Source organism: Thioalkalivibrio sp. ALE16, assembly GCF_000381305.1.
In the GTDB taxonomy this organism is placed as follows: Bacteria; Pseudomonadota; Gammaproteobacteria; order Ectothiorhodospirales; family Ectothiorhodospiraceae; genus Thioalkalivibrio.
Window position 1 is genome coordinate 56,968 of sequence record NZ_KB906366.1, and the last position, 20,099, is coordinate 77,066.

Consider the following 20,099-nt stretch of genomic DNA (forward strand, 5'->3'; position numbering starts at 1 on the left):
CGAGCGCCGTCAGTCCGCGAGACGGGTGCGCCAGGCGTCGATCTCGCCGTGCAGACGCTGCTGTGCTTCGGGCTCCAGGAACGCGGCGTCGATGGCGTTGCGCGCGAGGCGTTCCAGGTCGTCGGGACCCAGTTGCAGGGCTTGGGCGGTCGCGCGGAAGTTTTCCCCCACATAGCCGCCGAAATAGGCCGGGTCGTCCGAATTGATGGTGACGCACAGCCCGGCGTCCATCAGGCGTTTCAGGTTGTGGTCTTCCAGGCGGTCGAAGACGCACAGCTTGATGTTGGACAGCGGACAGACCGTGAGCGGGATCCGGTCGCGGGCCAGGCGCTCCATCAGCGCCGGGTCCTGTTCGGCCTGCACCCCGTGGTCGATGCGCGCGACCTGCAGCCCGTCCAGTGCCTGCCAGATGTATTCCGGCGGGCCTTCCTCACCGGCATGGGCCACCGCGGGGAAGCCCTCGGCACGGGCCCGGTCGAACACCGCCTGGAAGCGCTCGGGCGGGTTGCCCAGCTCGGCCGAATCGAGGCCGACCGCATGGATGTGTTCGCGCCACGGCAGGGCCGTCTCCAGGGTCTCCATGGCCGCGTCCGCACTCAGATGACGCAGGAAGCAGAGGATCAGCCGGCTGGTAATGCCGAGTTCGCGCTCGCCATCGGCGAGCGCCCGGCGGATGCCGTCGATGACGGTCGCGAATGCCACGCCGCGCTCGGTGTGCGTCTGCGGGTCGAAGAAGATCTCGGTGTGGTGGACGTGATCCGCCTGGCAGCGTTCGAGGTAGGCCCGGGTCAGGTCGTAGAAGTCCTGCTCGGTCAGCAGCACGCGGGCGCCGGCGTAGTAGATGTCCAGGAAGGACTGCAGGTCGTGGAACTGGTAGGCCGCGCGCACGTCCTCGACCGAGGCGTACGGCAGCTCGACCCCGTTGCGCTCGGCCAGGGCGAACATCAGCTCGGGCTCCAGTGTGCCTTCGATGTGCAGGTGCAGCTCGACCTTGGGCAGGGTGGCGATGGCGTCTTGCATGGCGGGATCTCGTAGCGGCCGAAAGAAGGCACGCAGGCTAGGCGGACGCGGCGCTCCGGACAAGTATTGGGGTCAGCCGAGGGGCGCGAGCAGCTCGTGGAAGAACCGGGCCAGCAGGCCGGGCTCCAGCCAGAGCATGAAGGCCACGCCCCAGGCGCCACCCCATAGATGGGCGCTGTGGTTGATGTTGTCGCGATTCTGTCGCTGGGCGTAGAGCGAGTAGCCGATATAGACCGCGGCGAACACGATGGCCGGGACCGGGATGAAGAACACGAACAGCAGGGACCACGGCTGCAGCAGGATGTAGGCGAACAGCACCGCGGACACCGCACCCGAGGCCCCCAGGGAGCGGTAGCCGGGATCGCGCAGATGGCGCAGGTGGCTGGGCAGGCTGGCGAGCACGATGGCGGCCAGATAGAACAGGACGAAGCCACCCATGCCGATCTCGGGCACCAGCACGCGCTCCATGGCCATGCCGAAGAAGAACAGCGTGATCATGTTGAACGCGAGATGGGTGCCGTCGGCATGGATGAAGCCGTGGGTCACCAGGCGCCAGTACTGGCCGCGTTGCACCGACGGTGGGTGATGGATCATCGCCTGCAGCCAGCGCGGGTTCTGCCATGCCAGCAGCGAGATCACGACCGTGGCAATGACGATGTAAAGGGTGATGCTGGGTTCAAAGTTCACCGGCAAACTCCTGCGAGCTGTAGCGCCAGGCCTGGAGCCCCATTGTCCAGCCGTCATGCCCCAGCCCGGCCTTCTGCAGCAAGGCATCGAGGAAGGTCTCGGGATCGGGTAGCTGCTCCCACACCGCGGGCAGGAAGGTCGCCCGCCGCGTCCCGGCCTGGATGACCAGGCCATCGCGCCCGGGCTGCAACTGCTGCAGCAGGGCCTCTCGATGCGGGGCATCCACGGGGTGCGCGGCGCTTAGCAGGGTCACCGAATACTCGAGCCCGACGAGTTCCTCCGGGCGCAGGCGGGGAAAGCGCGGATCATGGAGGGCGGCGGCCCGGGCGTTGTGCTGGACATCCGTGGCCAGGGGGTGATGGGCCTCCAGGCTGCCGATACAGCCGCGCAGGGCATCCCCCCGCTTTAGGGTCACGAAGCTGGCGCCCGGGTCGGCAAGCGGGGCGGGCTCCTCCGCGAGCGCGATACCGTCGGCGGCATGGTCGTGCGCGGCCCGGTGGATGGCGTCCGCTGCGAGTTCCAGCAGGCGCTCACGCGCCGGCGCGGACAGTTCGATGACCGGCGTCATTGCAGCATCCACGCGCCGTAGCCGACCACCTGGTCGCGTGGGCCGGCGGTGTCGCCGGAGTTGCGCTGGTCCAGAGTGGTAATGGCGAGACCCCGCTGCCGCGCCAGACGCAACAGACCCGCCAGCGGGCGGCAGCCGCAGGCCTGTTCCGGGCCCAGCGCGTGTTCGTCCAGGCGTTCGATCGCCCGGGTGGTGGCGGCATCCAGGCGGCTCGCCGTGGCGTAGTCATGGAAATGGGAGAGATCCGAGCTGACCACGACGAGGGTCTCCGGGCCGCCCCACAGGCGTTCCAGTACGTTCGCAACCTGTTCCGCGGGGGCATCCCCGACCACCAGCGGTACCAGCTCGAAGGCCCCCAGGGCCACCTGCAGGAACGGCAGGTGCGCCTCCAGGCTGTGTTCCGGGCCGTGGGCGACGTCGAGTGCCTGGACGCCGGGCAGCCCCGCAATGGTATCCAGCGCCTTGTGATCCACGGGGACGTCGCCCAGCGGGCTGCGGTAGGCCGTGACCGTGGTGGTCGCGATCCCGTGGAAGGGCACGCGATGCGACGGGCCCAGCAGCACCACGCGCCGGATGCGGCCCGCCAGCGGGCGGATGCGGGCATAAGCCGAGGCCGCCACCGGGCCGGAGTAGGGGTAGCCGGCGTGCGGGGCGATCAGGGCCTTGGGCGGCGCCGCGTCGGGTGCCGGCCGGACGGCATCCAGCAGCCGGGTGACCGTGGCCCGCAGCTCGGCGGGGTCGGCCGGGTAGAACTGTCCCGCGATAGCGGGCTCGCGGACGCGGAGCGGGGCGCTCATTGGAGGTCTCCGTCGGACATTATGTCGTTGAATATCGGGGTTTCGGCCTCATATTCAAGGGCATGAACCACGAGCCGGACCGGATATGAACGACACCCCTGAACACGACGCCTTCACGGTGGCCACGCGCTACTGGCACAGCCTGGAGGATGGCCGCGTGCAATGCGACCTGTGCCCGCGCTACTGCAAGCTGAAGCCCGGGCAGCGCGGGGCCTGCTTTGTCCGCGCCAACCTCGACGATGCCGTGGTGCTGACCAGCTACGGGCGCTCCTCCGGCTACTGTGTCGACCCGATCGAGAAGAAGCCGCTCGACCACTTCCTGCCGGGCAGCCCGGTGCTCTCGTTCGGTACGGCGGGCTGCAACCTGGCCTGCAAGTTCTGCCAGAACTGGGATATCAGCAAGTCGCGCGAGATCGACACCCTGGCGGACCGTGCCGATCCCGAGACCATCGCCCGCGCGGCCGAGGCGCTGGGTTGCCGCGCGGTGGCCTTCACCTACAACGACCCGGTGATCTTCCATGAATACGCCATCGACGTCGCGGCTGCCTGCCGTGCGCGGGACATCCGCTCGGTGGCGGTCACCGCCGGTTACATCACCGAACAGGCTCGCGGCGAGTTCTTTGCCGCCATGGACGCGGCGAACGTGGATCTGAAGGCGTTCACCGAGCGCTTCTACCACAAGCTGACCGGGGCGCATCTGCAGCCGGTGCTCGATACCCTGGAGTGGCTGGTGCACGAGACCGATACCTGGGTCGAGATCACCACGTTGCTGATCCCCGGCGAGAACGACAGCGACGCGGAGATTACGTCGATGGCGCAATGGATCCTGGAACACCTGGGCCCGGATGTGCCGCTGCACTTCACGGCCTTCCATCCGGACTTCAAGATGACGGAACACCGGCGCACGCCGATCGAGACCCTGCAGCGGGCACGCCGGATCGCGCGTGAGCAGGGCCTGCATCACGTGTACACCGGCAATGTGCACGATGCGGACGGCCAGAGCACCTGGTGTGCGGGGTGCGGGCAACGCCTGATCGGGCGCGACTGGTATGAACTGTCGGACTGGAATCTGACCGCCGATGGCTGTTGCAACGCCTGCGGGGCATCGGTCCCGGGTGTCTTCGAGTCCCGCCCCGGCACCTGGGGTGCCCGCCGGCAGTCGGTGCGGCTGGCCGACTTTCGAAGGGCTTGATTCACCGGGCTTGAAAAGTCCCTTTGGGCGACCTAGTTAATTCGCTAGACAGGGTTGGATTTCTACCGGAGGTGATGATCATGGACCTGCAAAAGCTGAAGCCGTGGAACTGGTTCAAGCGCGAGGAGGCGGCGAACCCGGAGGTGGTTCCGGCGCGTGGCGAGATGTCGGAGGTGCACATGCGTGATCCGCTGATGCGCATGCACCGGGAGATGGACCGGATGTTCGAGGACTTCTTCGGTGCCGCTCTCGGCGGGCGCGGGCGTGATACGGCCTCGCTGCTGCTCAAGCCCAGTGTGGATATTGCCGAGAGTCGCAAGGCGTACCGGATCACCGTCGAGGTACCGGGCATCGAGGAGGATGCGATCGACCTGACGGTGGACGGCGATGACCTGATCATCTCCGGCGAGAAGCGCCAGGAGACCAAAGAAGAAGACCAGGGCTATCATCGGGTCGAGCGGGCCTACGGGCAGTTCCGCCGGATCCTCAGCCTGCCGGGGGATGCGGATGTCGATGCGATCCAGGCGCGGTTCAAAAACGGCGTGCTGACGATCGACATCCCCCGCCGTGCGGAGGACGCGCGGCCGGGAGTGCGCCGCATCGACATTGGCTCCTGATCAGTCGCAGGCTCCACGGCGGCTGCGGTCGTCATTACGAACAGGATGGGAGGCGGGCGGATGACACGACGGATCGTGATTTGCGCGGACGGGACCTGGAATCGCCCCGAGGAGGACGTCGAGTCGGACGTGCCGACCAACGTGCTGCGTCTGGCGCGGGCCATCGCGCCCGCCGATGCCAGTGGTGACCCCCAGCAGGTCTTCTACGACTGGGGTGTCGGGGCGTACTACGCGAAGGTAACGGGCGGCGTGACCGGGCGGGGCATCCACAAGAACATCCAGGATGCCTATCGCTACATCGTCCAGAACTACGACCCCGGCAGCGAGATCTTTCTGTTCGGCTTCAGTCGCGGTGCCTACACCGTGCGCAGCCTGTGCGGGCTGATCAACAACTGCGGCATCCTGAGGCGCCCGGACGCGCGCCTGATCGAACAGGCCTTCCGTCACTACAAAAAGACCGCGGCCAGCCATGCGCCGGAGGGGGCGGCCTCGCGCGAGTTCCGGGCGGCGTATGCGCATCCCTCGCGGGAGATCCGCTTTGTCGGCGTCTGGGATACGGTGGGCGCCCTGGGCATCCCGTTCTCCCTGCTGGGGCTGTTCGACCGCACCGACGAATTCTACGACACCAAATTGGGTCCGAACGTGCGCATCGCGCGGCATGCGATGGCGATCGACGAGACCCGCGCCGACTTCGAGCCGACCCTGTGGGAGCCGCGCCCGGGGCTGGACCTCAAGCAGGTCTGGTTCAGCGGGGTGCACGCCGATGTGGGGGGCGGCTATGCCCCGCATGCCGACGGGCGCCTGGCGTCCGAGGCGCCGCTCGCATGGATGATCGACCAGGCGCGGGCGGCCGGCCTGCGGGTGGAGCCGCACCTGGTCGATGCCCTGCGGCCCGATCCGCTGGCCCCGCTGCATCGTTCACGGCGGCACATCTATCGCCTGCGCCGCCGCCATCGGCGTCCATTGCACCAGCCGGGGTATCCGACGGAACTGCATCCCAGCGTCCTCGATCGGTACCAGCGGGATCCCGACTATCGGCCCGAGAATCTGCGGAACCACCTGGTGGAATGGGGCTGGCCCGATGCCGACTGAATTCCCGCGGGCCGAGTAGTCGCTCGCATGGGGCGGGGGGGTGTCCGTTATGCTGTAGGGACCATGAACGGGGAGTTTTCCATGCAGCCTTTTCCCTCCAAGAATGTGTTTGGCGGGGCGCTCGAGCCCTGCGGCCGGGACCCGGTGACCGGCTTTTATCGCGATGGCCGTTGCGCCACGGGCTATGACGATCAGGGTATGCACACCGTGTGTGCCGAGGTCACGCGCGAATTCCTGGATTTTTCCCTGGCGCAGGGGAATGATCTGATGACACCGGTACCGGAGTTCGGCTTCCCCGGCCTGGAGGCAGGGGATCGCTGGTGTCTGTGTGCCGCGCGCTGGCTGGAGGCCTACCGGGCGGGGGCGGCGCCCGGGGTGTTTCTGCGCGCCACGCACGAGGAGACCCTGGCGGTGATCCCGCTGGATATCCTGAAGGAACACGCGCGCGACCCGGCCGATTGAGCGGGGCAATCCACCGCGGAATATCGGCGCAGGGCCGGGATGGGGCCGGTCCGCTGTAAATTAGGGAGAGATACGGATGGATCCGAGCATGCCGGGCGCGAGCAGGCGCCCTGGACAGGGGTGGGGTGCGGTCGGGGTTCGGGCGGATGGCTGAGCACATGGCGGTTCCCGAGATTGAACGCTTCCGCATTCTGCGGACGCTGGGTGCCAGTACCCGCGACGGGCTCTACGTGGCGCACGATCCGGTGCTGGACCGGCAGGTCGCGATTCGCACGCTGACCCAGGCGGGCGCCGACGACCTCACCCGTCAGGCCCTGCTTGCGGACGCGCGTCGCCTGAGCCGCTTCCGGCATCCGAATATTGCGCCGATCTTCGAGGCGGGGAACTACGCTCAGGGCGTCTACCTGGTGTTCGAGTACGTTGAGGGCGAGACCCTGGACCGGATCCTGGCCGGGGGCGCGCTGCCGATTGATCGTGGTCTGGCCCTGATGCGCGAGCTGCTGGACGCCGCGGCCGCGGCCCATGAGCAGGGCATCCTGCACGGGACCCTGCAGCCGGCCAACGTGACCGTGAACCCCGAGGGGCATGCACGCATCACCGGGCTGGGCATGGCGCTGCCCGACGCCGCGGCCCGTGGCGAGAGCCACCTGCCGGACACCCCCTACTACCTGGCCCCGGAACAGCTGGCAGGCGAAGCGGCCAGCGAACGCTCCGACGTGTTTTCGCTGGGGGCCCTGTTCTTCGAGATGCTGACGGGTGAACGCGCCTTTGGAGGCGAGGATCCGGAGGCGATCCGGCAGTCGATGCTGGCGGCGGGGCTGGAGCCACCATCCGGTCGTACCGGTAATGGCGACGAGCGCTTCGATGCCCTGATCCTGCGGGCGACCCGCCCCGATCCGGCGGAACGCTTTGCCTCGGCCCGAGAGTTTCGCGAGGCACTGGTGGCGGCCCTGGAGGGGGAAGGCTCGCAGGACGCCGGGTCGCAGGATTTCATCCTGCGCAAGATCCGGCGCAAGCCGGATTTTCCCGGGATCTCCAGCCACATCCGCGAGATTACCCAGTGTTCCGATGACACCATGAAGCGTTCGGTGGCGGAGCTGTCGAACGCGGTGCTGAAGGATTACGCCACCACCCAGAAGCTGCTGCGACTGGCCAACTCGCCCTTTTACAGCAACTTCGGCGGCAATATCCGGACGGTGTCGCGCGCGATCGTGCTGCTTGGTTTCGAGCAGGTGCGCACGGCCGCGCTCGGGCTGGTGCTGTTCGAAAACCTCAAGGGCGGCCGGCATTCCGGTCGCCTGATGGAGGCCCTGGTCGGCACGCTGTTCAGCGCCATGCTGGCGCGCGATCTGGCGGAGCAGGTTGGCGGGGTGGAGAGCGAGCAAGCCTTCGTCTGCGCGCTGTTCCACGATATCGGGCGCATGCTGGTGCTGTACTACCTGCCCGAGGAAGCGGACGAGATCCGCATCCGTGTGGGTCAGGGCACGGGGGAGGACAGTGCCGCCCGCCAGGTGCTGGGGATCTCCTACGAGGCGCTGGCGCGCAGCGTACTGGAGGACTGGAATTTCCCGCGCGAGCTGGTGGCATCGGTAGAGCGCGCTCCGTCCGGCATCCTGCCGGCGGCCCGGGATGCCGATCAGCGCCTGCATCGCATCGTGACCCTGGCCTCCGAGATGGGCCAGTGCATCACCCGCGCCGAGCGCGACCAGCAGGGGGCTTTGCTGACCGATCTGCGCCGGCGCTATGAACATGCCCTGGGCGTGGATGCGCGCGGCATGCAGCGGGCGATCCGCTCGGGACGCGAGCATATGGATCACTTCCTGGCGGTGGTCAAGCTGCCGCCGGAAGGTCGGGAACCGCTGAACCGCCTGAAGGCGAACCTGGGGGTACGCATTGATGACGGCGAAGCGGAGGCGCTGGAACCCGAGCCGGGAGCCGGGGATGCGCTCCCGCGGGCCGGGCAGGAGCCCGCCGTTCAGGCCGCGGCGCTGATGGAGGCCCTGACCGACATGCTGGACAGCATGGTCGGCGAGTTCGACCTGAACGCGCTGGTCCAGACGACGCTCGAGACGCTGTATCAGACGTTGGGCCTGCGCCGGGTCATGCTGATGCTGGCGGACCGCGAGCACCGGGTCCTGGTGGCCCATACCGCGTTTGGTCAGGACGCGGAGACCCTGTCCGGTCGCTTGCGCCTGAGCGTAGCGGGCAAGGGCGACATCCTGTCCCTCGCCCTGGAGCAGCAGAAGGACCTGATCGTCAGTGACAGCCACGAGGCCTCCATCAGCCGCTATATTCCCGACGAGTTCCGGCAGGCCCTGGATGCGCGCAGCTTCCTGTTGCTGCCCCTGGCGGTTCGGGATCAGAGCGTGGGACTGCTTTACCTGGAATTGCCGGAAGGCGTTTCGCTGGACGCGAGCGTGCTGCGGGCGCTGAAGGCGGTGCGCAACCAGCTGGCCCTTGCGATCCGCCAGGCGCGCGACTGACCGATCCGGCTGCGCGGGGGCTCAGCCCCCCGGGGCCTCGATAATGGCGTCCAGCGGGTTGTCCTCCGGCAGCGCGCGCATGCGGCCCTGGCGCAGCTCCTGGGCCACGCCCTGCAGGCTGTGGCGGCGGGCGTGCACGCCGTCGAGGGACAGGAAGAAGAAGCGCCGCGTCGTGTCGCCGCGCCAGATCAGGGCCAGGCGCCGCGGGTTCTCGCCGGCGTCGTCGCAGAATTCGAACCAGTCTCCGATGTCGAGCCCGATCGCGGCGAAGACGTGGTCGTCGTCGCGGTCCTGGTCCAGTGTCGGGTCGTCGTCCTCGTAGCGCACGGATTCGCGTGTCTGCAGCCGTGCCCGCGGGTCGAAGCGCTCGGCGTCCTCCGGGGCCCGCAGGCGGTAGAGGTGGGCCTTGCCCAGGTGCTGCACCAGGTCGCGGATGCGGTCGTCCCCCAGGCCTGCGGCGCGGGCGTGTTCCTTCGCCTCGGCCACCAGCGGATTCACCTCGGCGGCGGTGGCCATGTTGCAGATGTGGCGCACGACCTGGCGCAGCACGCGATGCAGGGCCTCCCCGGCCTCGCCGGCGTCGTGCTCCACGGCCAGCACGGTCTCCCAGGACTGGAAGATCTCCTCGGCCGCGGTCTCCGGGAGATCGGCCCCGGTCTCCAGCGCGGCCAGCGCCAGGTTGCGCCGGGCCTGCTCGGCCCATTCCTCGGCGTTGGGCAGGTCGATCTGGGTGATCTGGCGGGCATGCCAGAGGGCGTCCTCGTTCTCCACGCTCTCGAGGAACTGGTTCATCAGCACCTCGGCGCTGTCGCGGTCGAGGCGGTCGGCCTCGTTGCGCAAGTATTCGATCGAATGCCGGATGCAGCCCAGGTAGCGTTCCACATCCTCGCTGTCGGGCTCCGACTCCGGATTGATGCGTATGGCGACGTTGATCAGGCTCCCGATCCACAGGCGCAAGGGGTGCGAGCGGTCGCGGAAAAAGCCGAGATCCCGGATGACGGCGGTGGCAAGCGGGTACTGCATCTCGCCGATCTCGGCGCGCACGGCCGGGTTGAACCCCACCTCGCGGAAGATGTGGTCGAACAGCCCCTGCAGCAGGTCGTGGATGAACGGCATCAGCGAGGCGCGCGGGTCCGGCTGATCGGAGGGCATGACGAAGGCCGTCATCGGGGCCGCGTTGCCGGAGCCCGCCGCTTGCCCGCCGCCATGGCCTTCGACTGGGCGAAACACCGGGGACTGCACCATGTTCGAGGCCCAGGCGGCCCACTGGGCCGGGTCGGCCTCGGTGTCGGGCATGCGCGCGGGTTCGTCGGCCTCGGCCTTGCGCGTGGAGGGCCGCCACCCGGAGGTCGTCGTGGCGGGGTCGGCGTCCGGTTCCGCGGAGGCGTCGGTATCGCGTGCGCCGGCGAGGCGTTTCCATGAGGCGTTGCGGCGAAGGGTTTCGCTGGACTCGGGGGCGGCCGGTGTCTCGGTGATCAGCCCGCAGTGTTCGATCGCCTCGACCACGAAGGCCAGGGTGGGGGCCGCGGTCTTCTGCATGCAGTCCAGGTAGGAGCGCATCAGGTCCAGGGTCATCTCGGTCTTGCCGAAGTACAGCTCGCCAATCTCGATCAGGCGCTCGTACCAGTGCAGCGGTGACCAGGGGGCCCAGTTGGGATGCTCGAAGCGGTTCTTTTCGCGCGCGGCCTGGGTGAACACGTAGTGCGAGTAGCGGTTGTTCTCGCGCATCGAGCCTTCCAGCTTGTGCCGCAGCGACCGCCGCGTGGACTGGTAGTCGTCGAGGATGCTGAGACCGTCGTCCTGATCCGCGAACGCGACCCCCGAGAACTCGTACTGCGGGGGGTAGTCGTGGCTGCGGAAGTCCTCCATCAGGGCGTCCTGGAAGTCCCGGGTCACGCGCTTCTCGAACATGCGGAAGTCATTCGCCCACAGGAGGGGATTGCCCGTCACATTGCCCCAGGTGCGTCCGGCCTCCCATTCGTCGCGGGCCGTCGCCAGGCAGCGCTCCAGGTGTTCGATCACCCGGGGCACGACCATCTCGGCGAGCTGCTCTCGCTGCACGATCGACAGCCCGGCCATCCCGGTCCATTTGCCGGACGCCTTGAGCGGCTGGCGGGAAGAGCCAAGGATGGTGTCCTGGTCGGCTGGCATGAGGCACTCCGGCGTGGGATCGTCGTGGTTGCGCGCCCATCGTCCCGCAAAATCGCGATGTATGCACGGGTTGGGGGTGCCGATCGTTAGCGATTCAGGGCCGGCGTACTAACGGGCTGGCCTGGGTCGGCGTGGGTGGGTAGTGTAGTAACACTACGGAGGGGGCGAGTCACGAGACCGCCGGATGGCAAGCGGAGTGTTTTCTGGTATGTCTTGGGGATTGATACAACAGGAGATTTCCGTTGAGGAGCTTCGGGTTGGCATGTACGTGAGCCAGCTCGACCGCCCGTGGCGGGATACGCCGTACTGGGTCGAGGGCATTCTGATCCGCTCGCAGGAGGACATCGACGAGCTGGCCCGCCATTGTCGCCACGTGTTCGTGGACCGGGAGAAGAGTGCCCCGGAGTCGCTGACCCGACTTGCGCCCGCCACCCGCGAAGCGGCGCTGACCGAAGCCGTTCCCGGTCGCGCCGAGGCGGCCCAGTTTCGGGGAATGACCGTCTACCGCGATCAGTGCAGCGTGGACGAGGAGTTCCCGGCCGCAAGCGAGGCCTGGGCCACGGCCGGTACCATTCTCGATCGCATCCGGACCGAGATGGAGCGCAATCCCGGGGTGCGCGTCGCGGCGGCGCGGGAGGCCTCGGAGGCGCTGCGCGAGAGCGTGGAGCGTAACCCCGATGCCCTGTTGCTGCTGGCCCGGTTGCGGGATTCCGGCGATGTCCTGTACGACCACTCCCTGCGGGTGTCCGTGCATCTGCTGGCGCTGGGACGGCACCTGGGGCTGGACCGCGGCGAGCTGTCGATCCTGGGGCTGGGCGGGCTGTTGATGGACGTGGGCAAGATGCAGTTGCCCCGAGCCTTGCTGGAGCGGGGAAAGCGGCTGTCCCCCGACGAGCGCCGCGAGATGCAGCGGCACGTGGAGTACGGCGAGCAGATCCTGCAGCGCTCCCACGGCATCCCCGATAAGGTCCGCGATATCGTCCTTCAGCATCACGAGCGCGAGGACGGTCGCGGCTATCCGCGGGGGCTGGTGGCCAACGAGATCAGCGCCTGCGCGCGGATGGCGGCAATCGTGGATTCCTACGAGGAACTGCTGGCGGATCAGCGCCTGGCGGGAACGCCCTTCGAGGCGCTCAAGGAACTGCGCGAGCATGGCCGCTGGGGATTGAACTCGGCGCTGGTCGACCAGTTCACGCACTGCGTGGGGCTGTTCCCGGTGGGCAGTCTTGTGGAGCTGGACAGCGGCGAGGTCGCCATCGTCCTGAGCCACCGGCGGACCCAGCGCTTCATGCCTCGGGTCATGCGCATCCTGGATCCGCAGCGTCAGCCTTACCCCGATCCGCTGGAACTCGACCTAGGGTCGACGGACCCGGAATCCGAGGGTGCGCAACGGCAGATCGTGCGCGATTTGCCGGCCGGGGCCTACGGAGTCGATCCTGCGCGCTATTATCTCTAGAAAAGACTGATAAAATGTCCGGTTTGGTTACAAGCGGCGGTCGGCGTCCCAGTGCCAGGTGAGTGGCTCCTGGTCCGGTACAGCGTTCGTGGCACAGGGCCGGACCGAACGGCTTCAGTCTTTTCCTGGAGGCGCCGCGCGGGCGCAATGCCGGAGCCCAGCGATGTTGTCGAATCTGTCGGACTATCCAGCCTTTCTCGAACGCCTGCAGGCGGGTTGCGGTGCGCGTTCTCCGGCCCTGGCCGTGGTCGATCTGGAGGGCCTGGGCGATATTGATGCCGCCCTGGGTTATGACGTGACGGACCGGTTGCTGCGCCAGGCCGGCGAGGCTCTGGCGACCGCCTTGCCGGGCGGGTTCGTCGGGATGACGGGACGCCACCAGCTCGCCTGCATGCTGCCCCATGTGGACGGCAGCGGATTTGCCGAGCTGGCGGGCCACAAGATGCTGCGGGTGCTGGGCGAGCCCTTCCCCTGCGGCGAGCGCGAGGTGCTCCTGTGGCCGCGGGTCGGACTGGCCCTGTCCCGGGGCGGGCGCGGCGTAGCCCCGCCGACCCTGCTGGCCCAGGCCTGTGCGGCGATGCGCAAGGCCCGGCGTGAACGGGTCCGCCTGCGCCTGCATGCCCCCGACGCCGCCGAGACGATGCTGGAGGGCGTCGACCTGTGGTCGCAGCTGGGCGATGCGATCGAGGAGGGAGCCCTGCACCTCGAGTATCAGCCGCAGATCGCCCTGGCTTCGGGACGGGTGGAATCGGCCGAGGCCCTGCTGCGCTGGGATCACCCGGAATATGGCGCGATCCGGCCGGACACCATGGTGCGGGCAGCGGAGGGAACCGATCTGATGCCGCGTCTGACCCACTGGGTCTTCAACACCGCGTTGCGCCAGTGCGCCGAATACCGCCAGGCCGGGCTGGACGTCGGGGTGTCGGTGAACTTTTCCGCGGATGATCTGCAGGAGCCGGAGGTGGTGGACCTGGTGGCCCAGTCGCTGGACCTCTGGGGCGTGCCACCCGAGCAGGTCACGATCGAACTGACCGAGACGGCGGTGATGGAGAGCCACGATGCCACCGCGCGCGACGCCCTGCACAGCATGAAGGGGCTCGGGCTGCGCCTCTCCATGGACGACTTCGGCATCGGCTATTCATCCATGGAGCGGCTGCTGCGCATGCCCCTGGACGAACTCAAGATCGACATGACCTTTGTCCACGAACTCAGCGCCAGTCCCCCGCATCAGCGCATCGTGGAGTCCATGGTCGGCCTTGGACACAAACTGGGCCTGACGGTCGTGGCCGAAGGGGTCGAGGACGAAGACACGCTGGCCCGCCTGCGCGACATGGGCTGTGACTTGGTGCAGGGGTTTTACCTCGGCCGGCCGGCCCGCCTGGGACACTTCATGGAGCAGATGTTGCGGACGCGCGATTGACAACGCTGGCCTGATGCGTTCGCTGCCTATCCTGTCGATCGTGAACGCAGGTACAGGTGGATCACGATCCAGTCGTACAGGGCGTGGGTGACGATGACCACCAGCAGGTTGCCGGTGAGGTGGTACAGGACCCCGAGGTACAGCCCGATGATCGTGGCGAACACGAAATACAGGCGGCTGATCGAATGGGCCAGTCCAAAGACCACCGCGGCGGCGACGATGGCCCACTCGGCGGACCAGCGTTCGGTCAGCCACCCCTGCAGCACACCCCGCACCAGCAGTTCCTCGCCCACGCCCGCGAGGATGGAGATCAGCAGCACGGCACCGGGCAGGGCGTGCCGAAAGAGCTGGTGCACAAAATCCCGCACCTGATCGGCCAGGGCACGATAGGGCTCCCAGCCACTGATGGCGAGCGCGCCCAGCAGGATCAGCATAGGCAGTACGGCGAGGGCGCCCAGGGCGGCGGCGTCCAGGCTCCACTCGATCCGCTCGGCCAGCGGGATCCCGGCAACGCGGGCCAGGATCAGGGCGAGCGGGATCAGCGCGGCCTGAAAGACCAGGCCGGCCAGCAATGGGTGCCGCGCGATGGCCTTACGCAGGCTCATGGCAGGGTGGACGGATTCATTCGCGAGAGGATGCCCGATCCCGGGGGCGGTTGTCCCGCACGAGAAAAACCCGCGCCGCCGGACGGGCGGGCGCGGGGTGGAGTGAAGGCCCTGGATGGCCCGTGGCGGTCGTCAGGTCTTGGCTTCCTCGATGCGGATCAGGGCCAGTTCGTGGAACAGCCCCTTCATCAGGCTGATGCACATCAGCAGCAGCACGATGACGAATGGCAGGCCGGTACTGACCGCCCCGGCCTGCAGGGCGTTGAGGGCCGCGGCCCCGCCAACCGCCAGCAGGACACCGGCGACCACGCCCTCGGTGGTGGCCCAGAACAGGCGCTGGGACTGCGGGGCATCGGTCTTGCCGCCCGAGGTGATGGAATCGATCACCAGCGAACCGGAATCCGACGAGGTGATGAAGAACACCAGCACCAGGGCGATGGCCAGGAACGAGGTGATCGCCGTGAACGGCAGGTGTTCCAGCATCTGGAACAGCGCCAGTGACGAGTCGGAGATGCCGTCGGCCAGGGCGCCGATCCCCTCGCGTGCCTGGTCCACACCGGAGCCGCCGAAGGCGCTCATCCAGATCACCGTGACCAGGGTCGGCACCAGCAAGACGGCGGTGACGAACTGGCGCACGGTGCGCCCGCGGGAGACGCGCGCGATGAACATGCCGACGAAAGGCGACCAGGAGATCCACCAGGCCCAGAAGAAGATCGTCCAGGCGTGGTAGAAGGTCTCGTCCTCGCGCCCGACCGGGTTGCTGAGCGGCAGGATGTACTGCACGTAGCCGCCGACCGTAGTGCCGACGCTGGACAGGAACGCCAGAACCCCTCCGGCCACCATCACGAACAGCAGCAGCAGCGCGGCGAACAGCAGGTTGATGTTGCTCAGGACCTTCACGCCGCCATGGATGCCGCGCATGATCGACAGCAGGGCGATGATGGTCACGCCGATGATGATGGCGACCTGCGTATTCAGGCCGGAGTCGATGCCGAACAGGAACTCCATCCCCGAGGCAGCCTGCTGTGCCCCCAGGCCCAGCGAGGTGGCCAGGCCGAACATGGTGGCCAGTACGGCCAAGATATCGATCACGTGACCGATCGGCCCCCAGACGCGCTCGCCGAGGAGGGGATAGAAGGCCGAACGGATGGTCAGCGGAAGGCCCTTGTTGTAGGCGAAGAACGCGAGCGCCAGGCCGACCACCGCGTAGATCGCCCAGGGATGCAGGCCCCAGTGATACATGGTTGCGCCCAGCGCCGCCTGGCGGGATTCCTCGGTCCCGCCTTCGATGCCCAGGGGTGTGCCGAACCATTCGGTGAAGTAACCAACAGGTTCGGCCACGCTCCAGAACATCAGGCCGATACCCATGCCGGCGGCAAACAGCATGGAGAACCAGGAGATCACGGAGAACTCCGGCTTGGCGTCCTGGCCGCCAATGCGGATGCGCCCGATCGGCAGCAGGATCAGGGCCAGACAGAACAGAACGAAGATGTTGCCGGCCGACAGGAACAGCCAGTCGAAGGTGCGGCCGATCCACTGGCGCGTGGCGTCGAGGTGTTCGTTGGCCTGTTCCGGAAAGATCAGGGACAGGATGACGAATACGACGATCAGGAATGCGCTGACCACGAAGACCGGGTTGTGCAGGTCCAGCCCCAGCGGGTTGATGTTCTGCTCGCCAATCTCGTGGTCGGTGTCGTATTCGGCTTCCAGGGCCTCTTTCTGTTTTTCCAGGTCCTGCGGATTCTCGCTCACCGTCTCCTCCTTGGCTTTTTTCTGGCATGTTGCCTTGGCCGAATGTCGGCCCGTCGCAACCCTGTCGATTAAAGACACTGCACCACAAAAATGCAAAGGGCCGGTCCAGAATGCGTTTTACCGGCGTGAGGGAGGGGCCCGGCGCCTCAGCGGCGCGACAGCTCGCAGAGGGCGCGGACATGGGCCGCCGCGCTGCGCCCGAGCGACGAGAAGTCGTATCCACCCTCCAGCATGGAGACCAGGCGCCCGCCAGCGTGGCGCGCGGCGACATCGACCAGGGCGCGCGAAACCCAGGCGAAGTCGTCTTCCGCCAGGTGCAGGCTGGCCAGGTGGTCGTCCCGGTGGCCGTCGAACCCGGCCGAGACCAGCACCAGCTCCGGCTGAAAGCGATCCAGGGCGGGCAGCCAGTCGCGTTCGATCGCGGCGCGAAAGGTTGCGCCGTCGGTGCCGGCGGCCAGGGGCGTGTGGATCAGGTGATCGCGTTCGGCCAGCGGTGTGCCCGGGTAGAACGGGTGCTGGAAGGAAGAGCAGTAGAGCACCCGGGGGTCCTCCCGGAAGATGTCTTCGGTCCCGTTCCCGTGGTGGACGTCGAAGTCCGCGATCGCCACGCGCGCGAGGCCATAGTGCGCCAGCGCGTGGGCGGCCGCCACCGCGATGTTGTTGAACAGACAAAAGCCCATGGCCCGCTCGCGTTCGGCGTGATGGCCGGGCGGGCGGACGGCGCAGAAGACATGGTCGGCTTCCCCTTCCATGACGGCTCGCACGCCCGCCACCCCGGCTCCGGCCGCGTGCAGCGCGGCCGTCAGCGAGCCTTTGCTCATGACGGTATCCGCGTCGAGCATCGTCTGCTGCCCGGGAGCCGGGGCGCTGGCCCGTATACGGGCGACATGCGCCGGGCTGTGGACCCGCTCGAGTTGCGCGTCGGTGGCCGGGGGCGCGTCCAGCAGGATCAGGCCTTCCAGCAGGCCCTCGTCGAGCAGGGCATTGCGGATCGCGTGCAGCCGCCCGGGTCGTTCCGGGTGGGTCGGGCCCGGATCGTGCAGCAGGCAGTCGGGGTGCGAGATATAGGCCGTATGGGTCATGGTCAGCCTCCGTCGGGGCACCTCCTGCGAGTATAGGGGCAGACAGCGGCCCGATGCGGTGGCCCCGTGCGGCCCCAGCCGGTACGGTAGAACTCAATCCATGGTAAAGAGGAGATGTGCATGAAGGCCTTGCTGATCGACCCGGAGAAGCAGACGATCGAGGCGGTGGAGGTGGAAGGGCGCGAGGATATCGCGCGGCTGATCGGTTTCGATACGCTCGAGTCCGACGAGATCGGTCCCGATGGTGACCGCCTGTTCTTCGACGAGGAGTGCTTCCTGCGGGGGACGACCGGGCGTTTCCAGATCGACAACGTGATCCCGGTGTCGGGCAAGGGCCTGGTGGTGGGGAGCCGCGACGACGGCGCCAGCCTGCAGGACGTCGTCTCCGACCCGGATGCCCTGCGGGCGCGGATGAAATACCTCTAGGAGACGCTGATTGAATCGCGCGTCCGCGCTCGAGTCGCTTTTGCGTGCGAACAAGGCGCGGTGACTGCGGTGCAGTCATTCTGTACAAGGGAACCGCAACGCCGTTCCCGCGCCCGTTTTTGATCAACAACGGGCGGCCGAGCCCCTGCTTTCAATGGCTTGTGGGGTTGGTGCCCCCCGATTCTGAATGAATATGGCCCGATCCTGCGTTGCGCCCCGAATCCATCCAAAACGGGCGGGTAGAACCACTACCCGCTGCACGACGCGCCTTGTCTCGGAACGTTTGTCTCCAACAACTGGGGGGCACCAACGCGGACGCGCGATTCAATCAGCGTCTCCCTAGGGGGCTCAGCGCAGCTGGCTGTCCTTGGAGGCGCGGCGGTTGTAGGGGCTGGTCGCGTGGTGCTCGGCGTCCTGGGCCTCCTGGCAGGTGATGCACAGGCGCACGCCCGGCAGGGCCTGGCGCCGTCCCTCGGGAATCCGCGCGCCGCATTCCTCGCATTCGAGCAGGCTTTCACCAGCCGGGAGTTCGCTGCGCACGCGCTGCAGGGCATCCTCCACCGTGTGGTCGATCTGCTCCTGCTCCGCTCCGTCCTTCGCCCATCCGCCCGCCATTCGCGTGCCCTCCCTTTTGCGCATGCCTGCAAGGCTGAGACCGCCCGGACCGGGTGTGAAGTTCCGGCGGGCCGGGGCGGGGCGTGCCCGCCCGGGTATTTTGTTCCCCGCGTGGCAGGGGCTATCCGTGGCCGAATTCGCGGGCGACGTAGTCGATGTCCTTGTCGCCGCGTCCGGAGAGGTTGGCCAGGATGGTCGTGCCCGGGTTCTCGCGTCCGTGTTTCATGGCCCAGGCGACGGCATGCGCGCTTTCCAGCGCCGGGATGATCCCTTCGGTCCGCGATAGCTGGTAGAAGGCGTCCAGGGTCTCGTCGTCGTTGATTGCGTGGTAGGCGACGCGTTCGGTGGTCTTCAGGTAGGAGTGTTCCGGGCCGACGCCGGGATAGTCCAGCCCGGAGGCGATCGAGTGCACCGGCGCCGGGTTGCCTTCCTCGTCGGCCAGCAGCATGCACTTGAAGCCGTGGATCATGCCCGGCTTGCCATAGGTCATGGTGGCGGAGTGCTCGCCGAGCTTGGTGCCGCGCCCCAGCGGTTCCACGCCGTTCAGCTGCACCTGTTCGTCCTCGATGAAGCCGGCGAACATGCCCATGGCGTTGGAACCGCCGCCGACGCAGGCGACCACGTGGTCCGGAAGCTCGCCACCGCTCATCTCCAGGTACTGTTCGCGCGCCTCGATGCCCACCACCGACTGGAAATTGCGCACCATCAGCGGGAACGGGTGCGGCCCGACCACGGAACCGATCGCGAACAGGGCCTCGTCCGCCTGCGACAGGTAGGACTGGAAGGCCGAATCCACGGCCTCCTTCAGCGAGCGGCCGCCGAAGGAGACGGGCACCACCTGGGCCCCCATCAGCTTCATGCGGGTGACGTTGGGGGCCTCCTTGGCGATGTCGATCTCGCCCATGTGAATCTCGCACTCCATGCCGAAGTAGGCCGCCGCGGTGGCCAGGGCCACGCCGTGCTGTCCGGCGCCGGTCTCGGCGATCAGCTTCTTCTTGCCCATGTGCTTGGCGAGCAGCGCCTCGCCCATGCAGTGGTTCAGCTTGTGCGCGCCGGAGTGATTCAGATCCTCACGCTTGAGGTAGATATGCGCACCTACCGAGCGGCTCAGGTTGTGGGCGTAGTACACCGGCGTCGGGCGACCCTGATAGTGCTTGCGGATGTAGCGCAGCTCGTTCAGGAAGTCGCCCGAGCGCGCCAGGGTGCGGTAGGCGTGATTGATCTCGGCGAAATGCGGTTCCAGTTCCGGTGGCAGGAACGCGCCGCCGAATTCGCCGAAGTAGCCTTCCGGGCTGGGGAAATCCTTGAGATACGACATGGGCGGTCTCGATGCTGGATGGGTTGCGATCAGGGGGTCCGTCCGCGCGGACGCCAGGGCGTATGATCCTTCGCGCGGCGTGGGATGCCAAGCCCGAGGTGCTGAAAGGGCACTCGGTGGCGGCGGCTTGTGCTGCGGGGCGCGCCATGACGCGGGAACCCCACTGTCATCGCGAGGCGCGCAGGTTGTGTGCGTCAAGTTGTGCAGAAATGAGTCGGCCATGTTCGGTTGGTCCGTATGGCTCAGGCGGCCTCGGCCTGCCGGAGCAAGATCTTCTTGTGTTCTTTGAGCAGATCCATGTTCAGGTAGCGGTTGTCCTCCAGCCAGCCTTCGTGGATTTCGACGGCCAGGGCCCG

The 20,099-nt window shown here is 67.5% G+C and carries 18 protein-coding genes; 8 read left to right on the plus strand and 10 right to left on the minus strand.

All coding sequences use genetic code 11. From position 1 onward, the window contains the following. Positions 1-9: 9 nt before the first annotated feature. From F627_RS0111220 to amrB, 4 genes are all read right to left on the minus strand, one after another. Positions 10-1,020: an adenosine deaminase gene (locus tag F627_RS0111220; protein ID WP_018881125.1), complete on the minus strand. Its 1,011-nt coding sequence runs from the start codon at positions 1,018-1,020 to the stop codon at positions 10-12. 72 nt (positions 1,021-1,092) lie between these two features. Continuing rightward, on the minus strand, positions 1,093-1,707 hold the full coding sequence (locus F627_RS0111225) for a rhomboid family intramembrane serine protease (protein WP_018866112.1): 615 nt from the start codon (positions 1,705-1,707) through the stop codon (positions 1,093-1,095). Continuing rightward, positions 1,697-2,275, minus strand: coding sequence for an AmmeMemoRadiSam system protein A (gene amrA, locus F627_RS0111230; RefSeq protein WP_019584076.1), 579 nt, complete (start codon positions 2,273-2,275; stop codon positions 1,697-1,699). The genes F627_RS0111225 and amrA overlap by 11 nt, the downstream gene beginning before the upstream one ends. After that, the gene (gene amrB, locus F627_RS0111235; RefSeq protein ID WP_019584077.1) at positions 2,272-3,072 is read right to left on the minus strand and encodes an AmmeMemoRadiSam system protein B; all 801 of its coding nucleotides are present in this window, start codon (positions 3,070-3,072) and stop codon (positions 2,272-2,274) included. Before amrB ends, amrA begins: the two co-directional genes overlap by 4 nt. Positions 3,073-3,157: 85 nt before the next feature. Between amrB and amrS the strand changes: the two genes are divergently transcribed. From amrS to F627_RS0111260, 5 genes are all read left to right on the plus strand, one after another. After that, positions 3,158-4,264: an AmmeMemoRadiSam system radical SAM enzyme gene (gene amrS, locus F627_RS0111240; protein WP_019584078.1), complete on the plus strand. Its 1,107-nt coding sequence runs from the start codon at positions 3,158-3,160 to the stop codon at positions 4,262-4,264. Between the two features lie 80 nt (positions 4,265-4,344). Continuing rightward, a complete protein-coding gene (locus tag F627_RS0111245) occupies positions 4,345-4,881 on the plus strand; it encodes an Hsp20/alpha crystallin family protein (RefSeq protein ID WP_026280301.1) in 537 nt (178 codons plus the stop codon). A 60-nt stretch (positions 4,882-4,941) separates the two neighbouring features. Then, positions 4,942-5,973, plus strand: coding sequence for a DUF2235 domain-containing protein (locus F627_RS0111250; protein ID WP_019584079.1), 1,032 nt, complete (start codon positions 4,942-4,944; stop codon positions 5,971-5,973). 81 nt (positions 5,974-6,054) lie between these two features. Next, positions 6,055-6,435 (plus strand): DUF2237 family protein, encoded by a 381-nt coding sequence (locus tag F627_RS0111255; RefSeq protein WP_018866118.1) that lies wholly within the window; start codon positions 6,055-6,057, stop codon positions 6,433-6,435. Positions 6,436-6,593: 158 nt separating this feature from the next. Continuing rightward, positions 6,594-8,918 carry an HDOD domain-containing protein gene (locus F627_RS0111260; RefSeq protein ID WP_019584080.1) on the plus strand — a complete coding sequence of 775 codons (2,325 nt, stop codon included), beginning with the start codon at positions 6,594-6,596 and terminating at the stop codon, positions 8,916-8,918. 21 nt (positions 8,919-8,939) lie between these two features. On the opposite strand, the gene F627_RS0111265 is transcribed toward F627_RS0111260, so the two are convergent. After that, positions 8,940-11,069 (minus strand): DUF1631 family protein, encoded by a 2,130-nt coding sequence (locus F627_RS0111265; protein ID WP_019584081.1) that lies wholly within the window; start codon positions 11,067-11,069, stop codon positions 8,940-8,942. A 208-nt stretch (positions 11,070-11,277) separates the two neighbouring features. Here F627_RS0111265 and F627_RS0111270 point away from each other — a divergent pair, with 208 nt between their 5' ends. Together F627_RS0111270 and F627_RS0111275 are read left to right on the plus strand one after the other, a co-directional pair. Continuing rightward, on the plus strand, positions 11,278-12,525 hold the full coding sequence (locus tag F627_RS0111270) for an HD-GYP domain-containing protein (RefSeq protein ID WP_051081493.1): 1,248 nt from the start codon (positions 11,278-11,280) through the stop codon (positions 12,523-12,525). Positions 12,526-12,688: 163 nt separating this feature from the next. Continuing rightward, positions 12,689-13,945 carry a bifunctional diguanylate cyclase/phosphodiesterase gene (locus F627_RS0111275; protein WP_019584083.1) on the plus strand — a complete coding sequence of 419 codons (1,257 nt, stop codon included), beginning with the start codon at positions 12,689-12,691 and terminating at the stop codon, positions 13,943-13,945. Positions 13,946-13,971: 26 nt separating this feature from the next. On the opposite strand, the gene F627_RS0111280 is transcribed toward F627_RS0111275, so the two are convergent. The 3 genes from F627_RS0111280 to F627_RS0111290 all read right to left on the minus strand — a co-directional run bounded on the left by F627_RS0111280 (position 13,972) and on the right by F627_RS0111290 (position 17,384). Then, complete coding sequence (locus F627_RS0111280) at positions 13,972-14,550, minus strand: CPBP family intramembrane glutamic endopeptidase (protein WP_018876374.1); 579 nt, start codon at positions 14,548-14,550, stop codon at positions 13,972-13,974. 132 nt (positions 14,551-14,682) lie between these two features. Next, the gene (locus F627_RS0111285; RefSeq protein WP_019584084.1) at positions 14,683-16,302 is read right to left on the minus strand and encodes a BCCT family transporter; all 1,620 of its coding nucleotides are present in this window, start codon (positions 16,300-16,302) and stop codon (positions 14,683-14,685) included. A gap of 146 nt (positions 16,303-16,448) precedes the next feature. After that, on the minus strand, positions 16,449-17,384 hold the full coding sequence (locus tag F627_RS0111290; RefSeq protein ID WP_019584085.1) for a histone deacetylase family protein: 936 nt from the start codon (positions 17,382-17,384) through the stop codon (positions 16,449-16,451). Between the two features lie 120 nt (positions 17,385-17,504). Here F627_RS0111290 and F627_RS0111295 point away from each other — a divergent pair, with 120 nt between their 5' ends. After that, a complete protein-coding gene (locus F627_RS0111295; RefSeq protein WP_018880018.1) occupies positions 17,505-17,810 on the plus strand; it encodes a hypothetical protein in 306 nt (101 codons plus the stop codon). A 348-nt stretch (positions 17,811-18,158) separates the two neighbouring features. On the opposite strand, the gene F627_RS0111300 is transcribed toward F627_RS0111295, so the two are convergent. Beyond that, complete coding sequence (locus F627_RS0111300) at positions 18,159-18,425, minus strand: DksA/TraR family C4-type zinc finger protein (RefSeq protein WP_018876375.1); 267 nt, start codon at positions 18,423-18,425, stop codon at positions 18,159-18,161. Positions 18,426-18,546: 121 nt separating this feature from the next. Further along, a complete protein-coding gene (trpB, locus tag F627_RS0111305; RefSeq protein WP_018866128.1) occupies positions 18,547-19,743 on the minus strand; it encodes a tryptophan synthase subunit beta in 1,197 nt (398 codons plus the stop codon). Positions 19,744-20,099 lie beyond the last annotated feature (356 nt).

Excerpts from the sequence above, each read along its gene's own strand:
- F627_RS0111220 (WP_018881125.1), bottom strand. The coding sequence starts at position 1,020 with ATGCAAGACGCCATCGCCACCCTGCCCAAGGTCGAGCTGCACCTGCAC.
- amrA (WP_019584076.1), bottom strand. The coding sequence starts at position 2,275 with ATGACGCCGGTCATCGAACTGTCCGCGCCGGCGCGTGAGCGCCTGCTG.
- amrB (WP_019584077.1), bottom strand. The coding sequence starts at position 3,072 with ATGAGCGCCCCGCTCCGCGTCCGCGAGCCCGCTATCGCGGGACAGTTC.
- amrS (WP_019584078.1), top strand. The coding sequence starts at position 3,158 with ATGAACGACACCCCTGAACACGACGCCTTCACGGTGGCCACGCGCTAC.
- F627_RS0111245 (WP_026280301.1), top strand. The coding sequence starts at position 4,345 with ATGGACCTGCAAAAGCTGAAGCCGTGGAACTGGTTCAAGCGCGAGGAG.
- F627_RS0111250 (WP_019584079.1), top strand. The coding sequence starts at position 4,942 with ATGACACGACGGATCGTGATTTGCGCGGACGGGACCTGGAATCGCCCC.
- F627_RS0111255 (WP_018866118.1), top strand. The coding sequence starts at position 6,055 with ATGCAGCCTTTTCCCTCCAAGAATGTGTTTGGCGGGGCGCTCGAGCCC.
- F627_RS0111260 (WP_019584080.1), top strand. The coding sequence starts at position 6,594 with ATGGCGGTTCCCGAGATTGAACGCTTCCGCATTCTGCGGACGCTGGGT.
- F627_RS0111265 (WP_019584081.1), bottom strand. The coding sequence starts at position 11,069 with ATGCCAGCCGACCAGGACACCATCCTTGGCTCTTCCCGCCAGCCGCTC.
- F627_RS0111270 (WP_051081493.1), top strand. The coding sequence starts at position 11,278 with ATGTCTTGGGGATTGATACAACAGGAGATTTCCGTTGAGGAGCTTCGG.
- F627_RS0111275 (WP_019584083.1), top strand. The coding sequence starts at position 12,689 with ATGTTGTCGAATCTGTCGGACTATCCAGCCTTTCTCGAACGCCTGCAG.
- F627_RS0111280 (WP_018876374.1), bottom strand. The coding sequence starts at position 14,550 with ATGAGCCTGCGTAAGGCCATCGCGCGGCACCCATTGCTGGCCGGCCTG.
- F627_RS0111290 (WP_019584085.1), bottom strand. The coding sequence starts at position 17,384 with ATGACCCATACGGCCTATATCTCGCACCCCGACTGCCTGCTGCACGAT.
- F627_RS0111295 (WP_018880018.1), top strand. The coding sequence starts at position 17,505 with ATGAAGGCCTTGCTGATCGACCCGGAGAAGCAGACGATCGAGGCGGTG.
- F627_RS0111300 (WP_018876375.1), bottom strand. The coding sequence starts at position 18,425 with ATGGCGGGCGGATGGGCGAAGGACGGAGCGGAGCAGGAGCAGATCGAC.
- trpB (WP_018866128.1), bottom strand. The coding sequence starts at position 19,743 with ATGTCGTATCTCAAGGATTTCCCCAGCCCGGAAGGCTACTTCGGCGAA.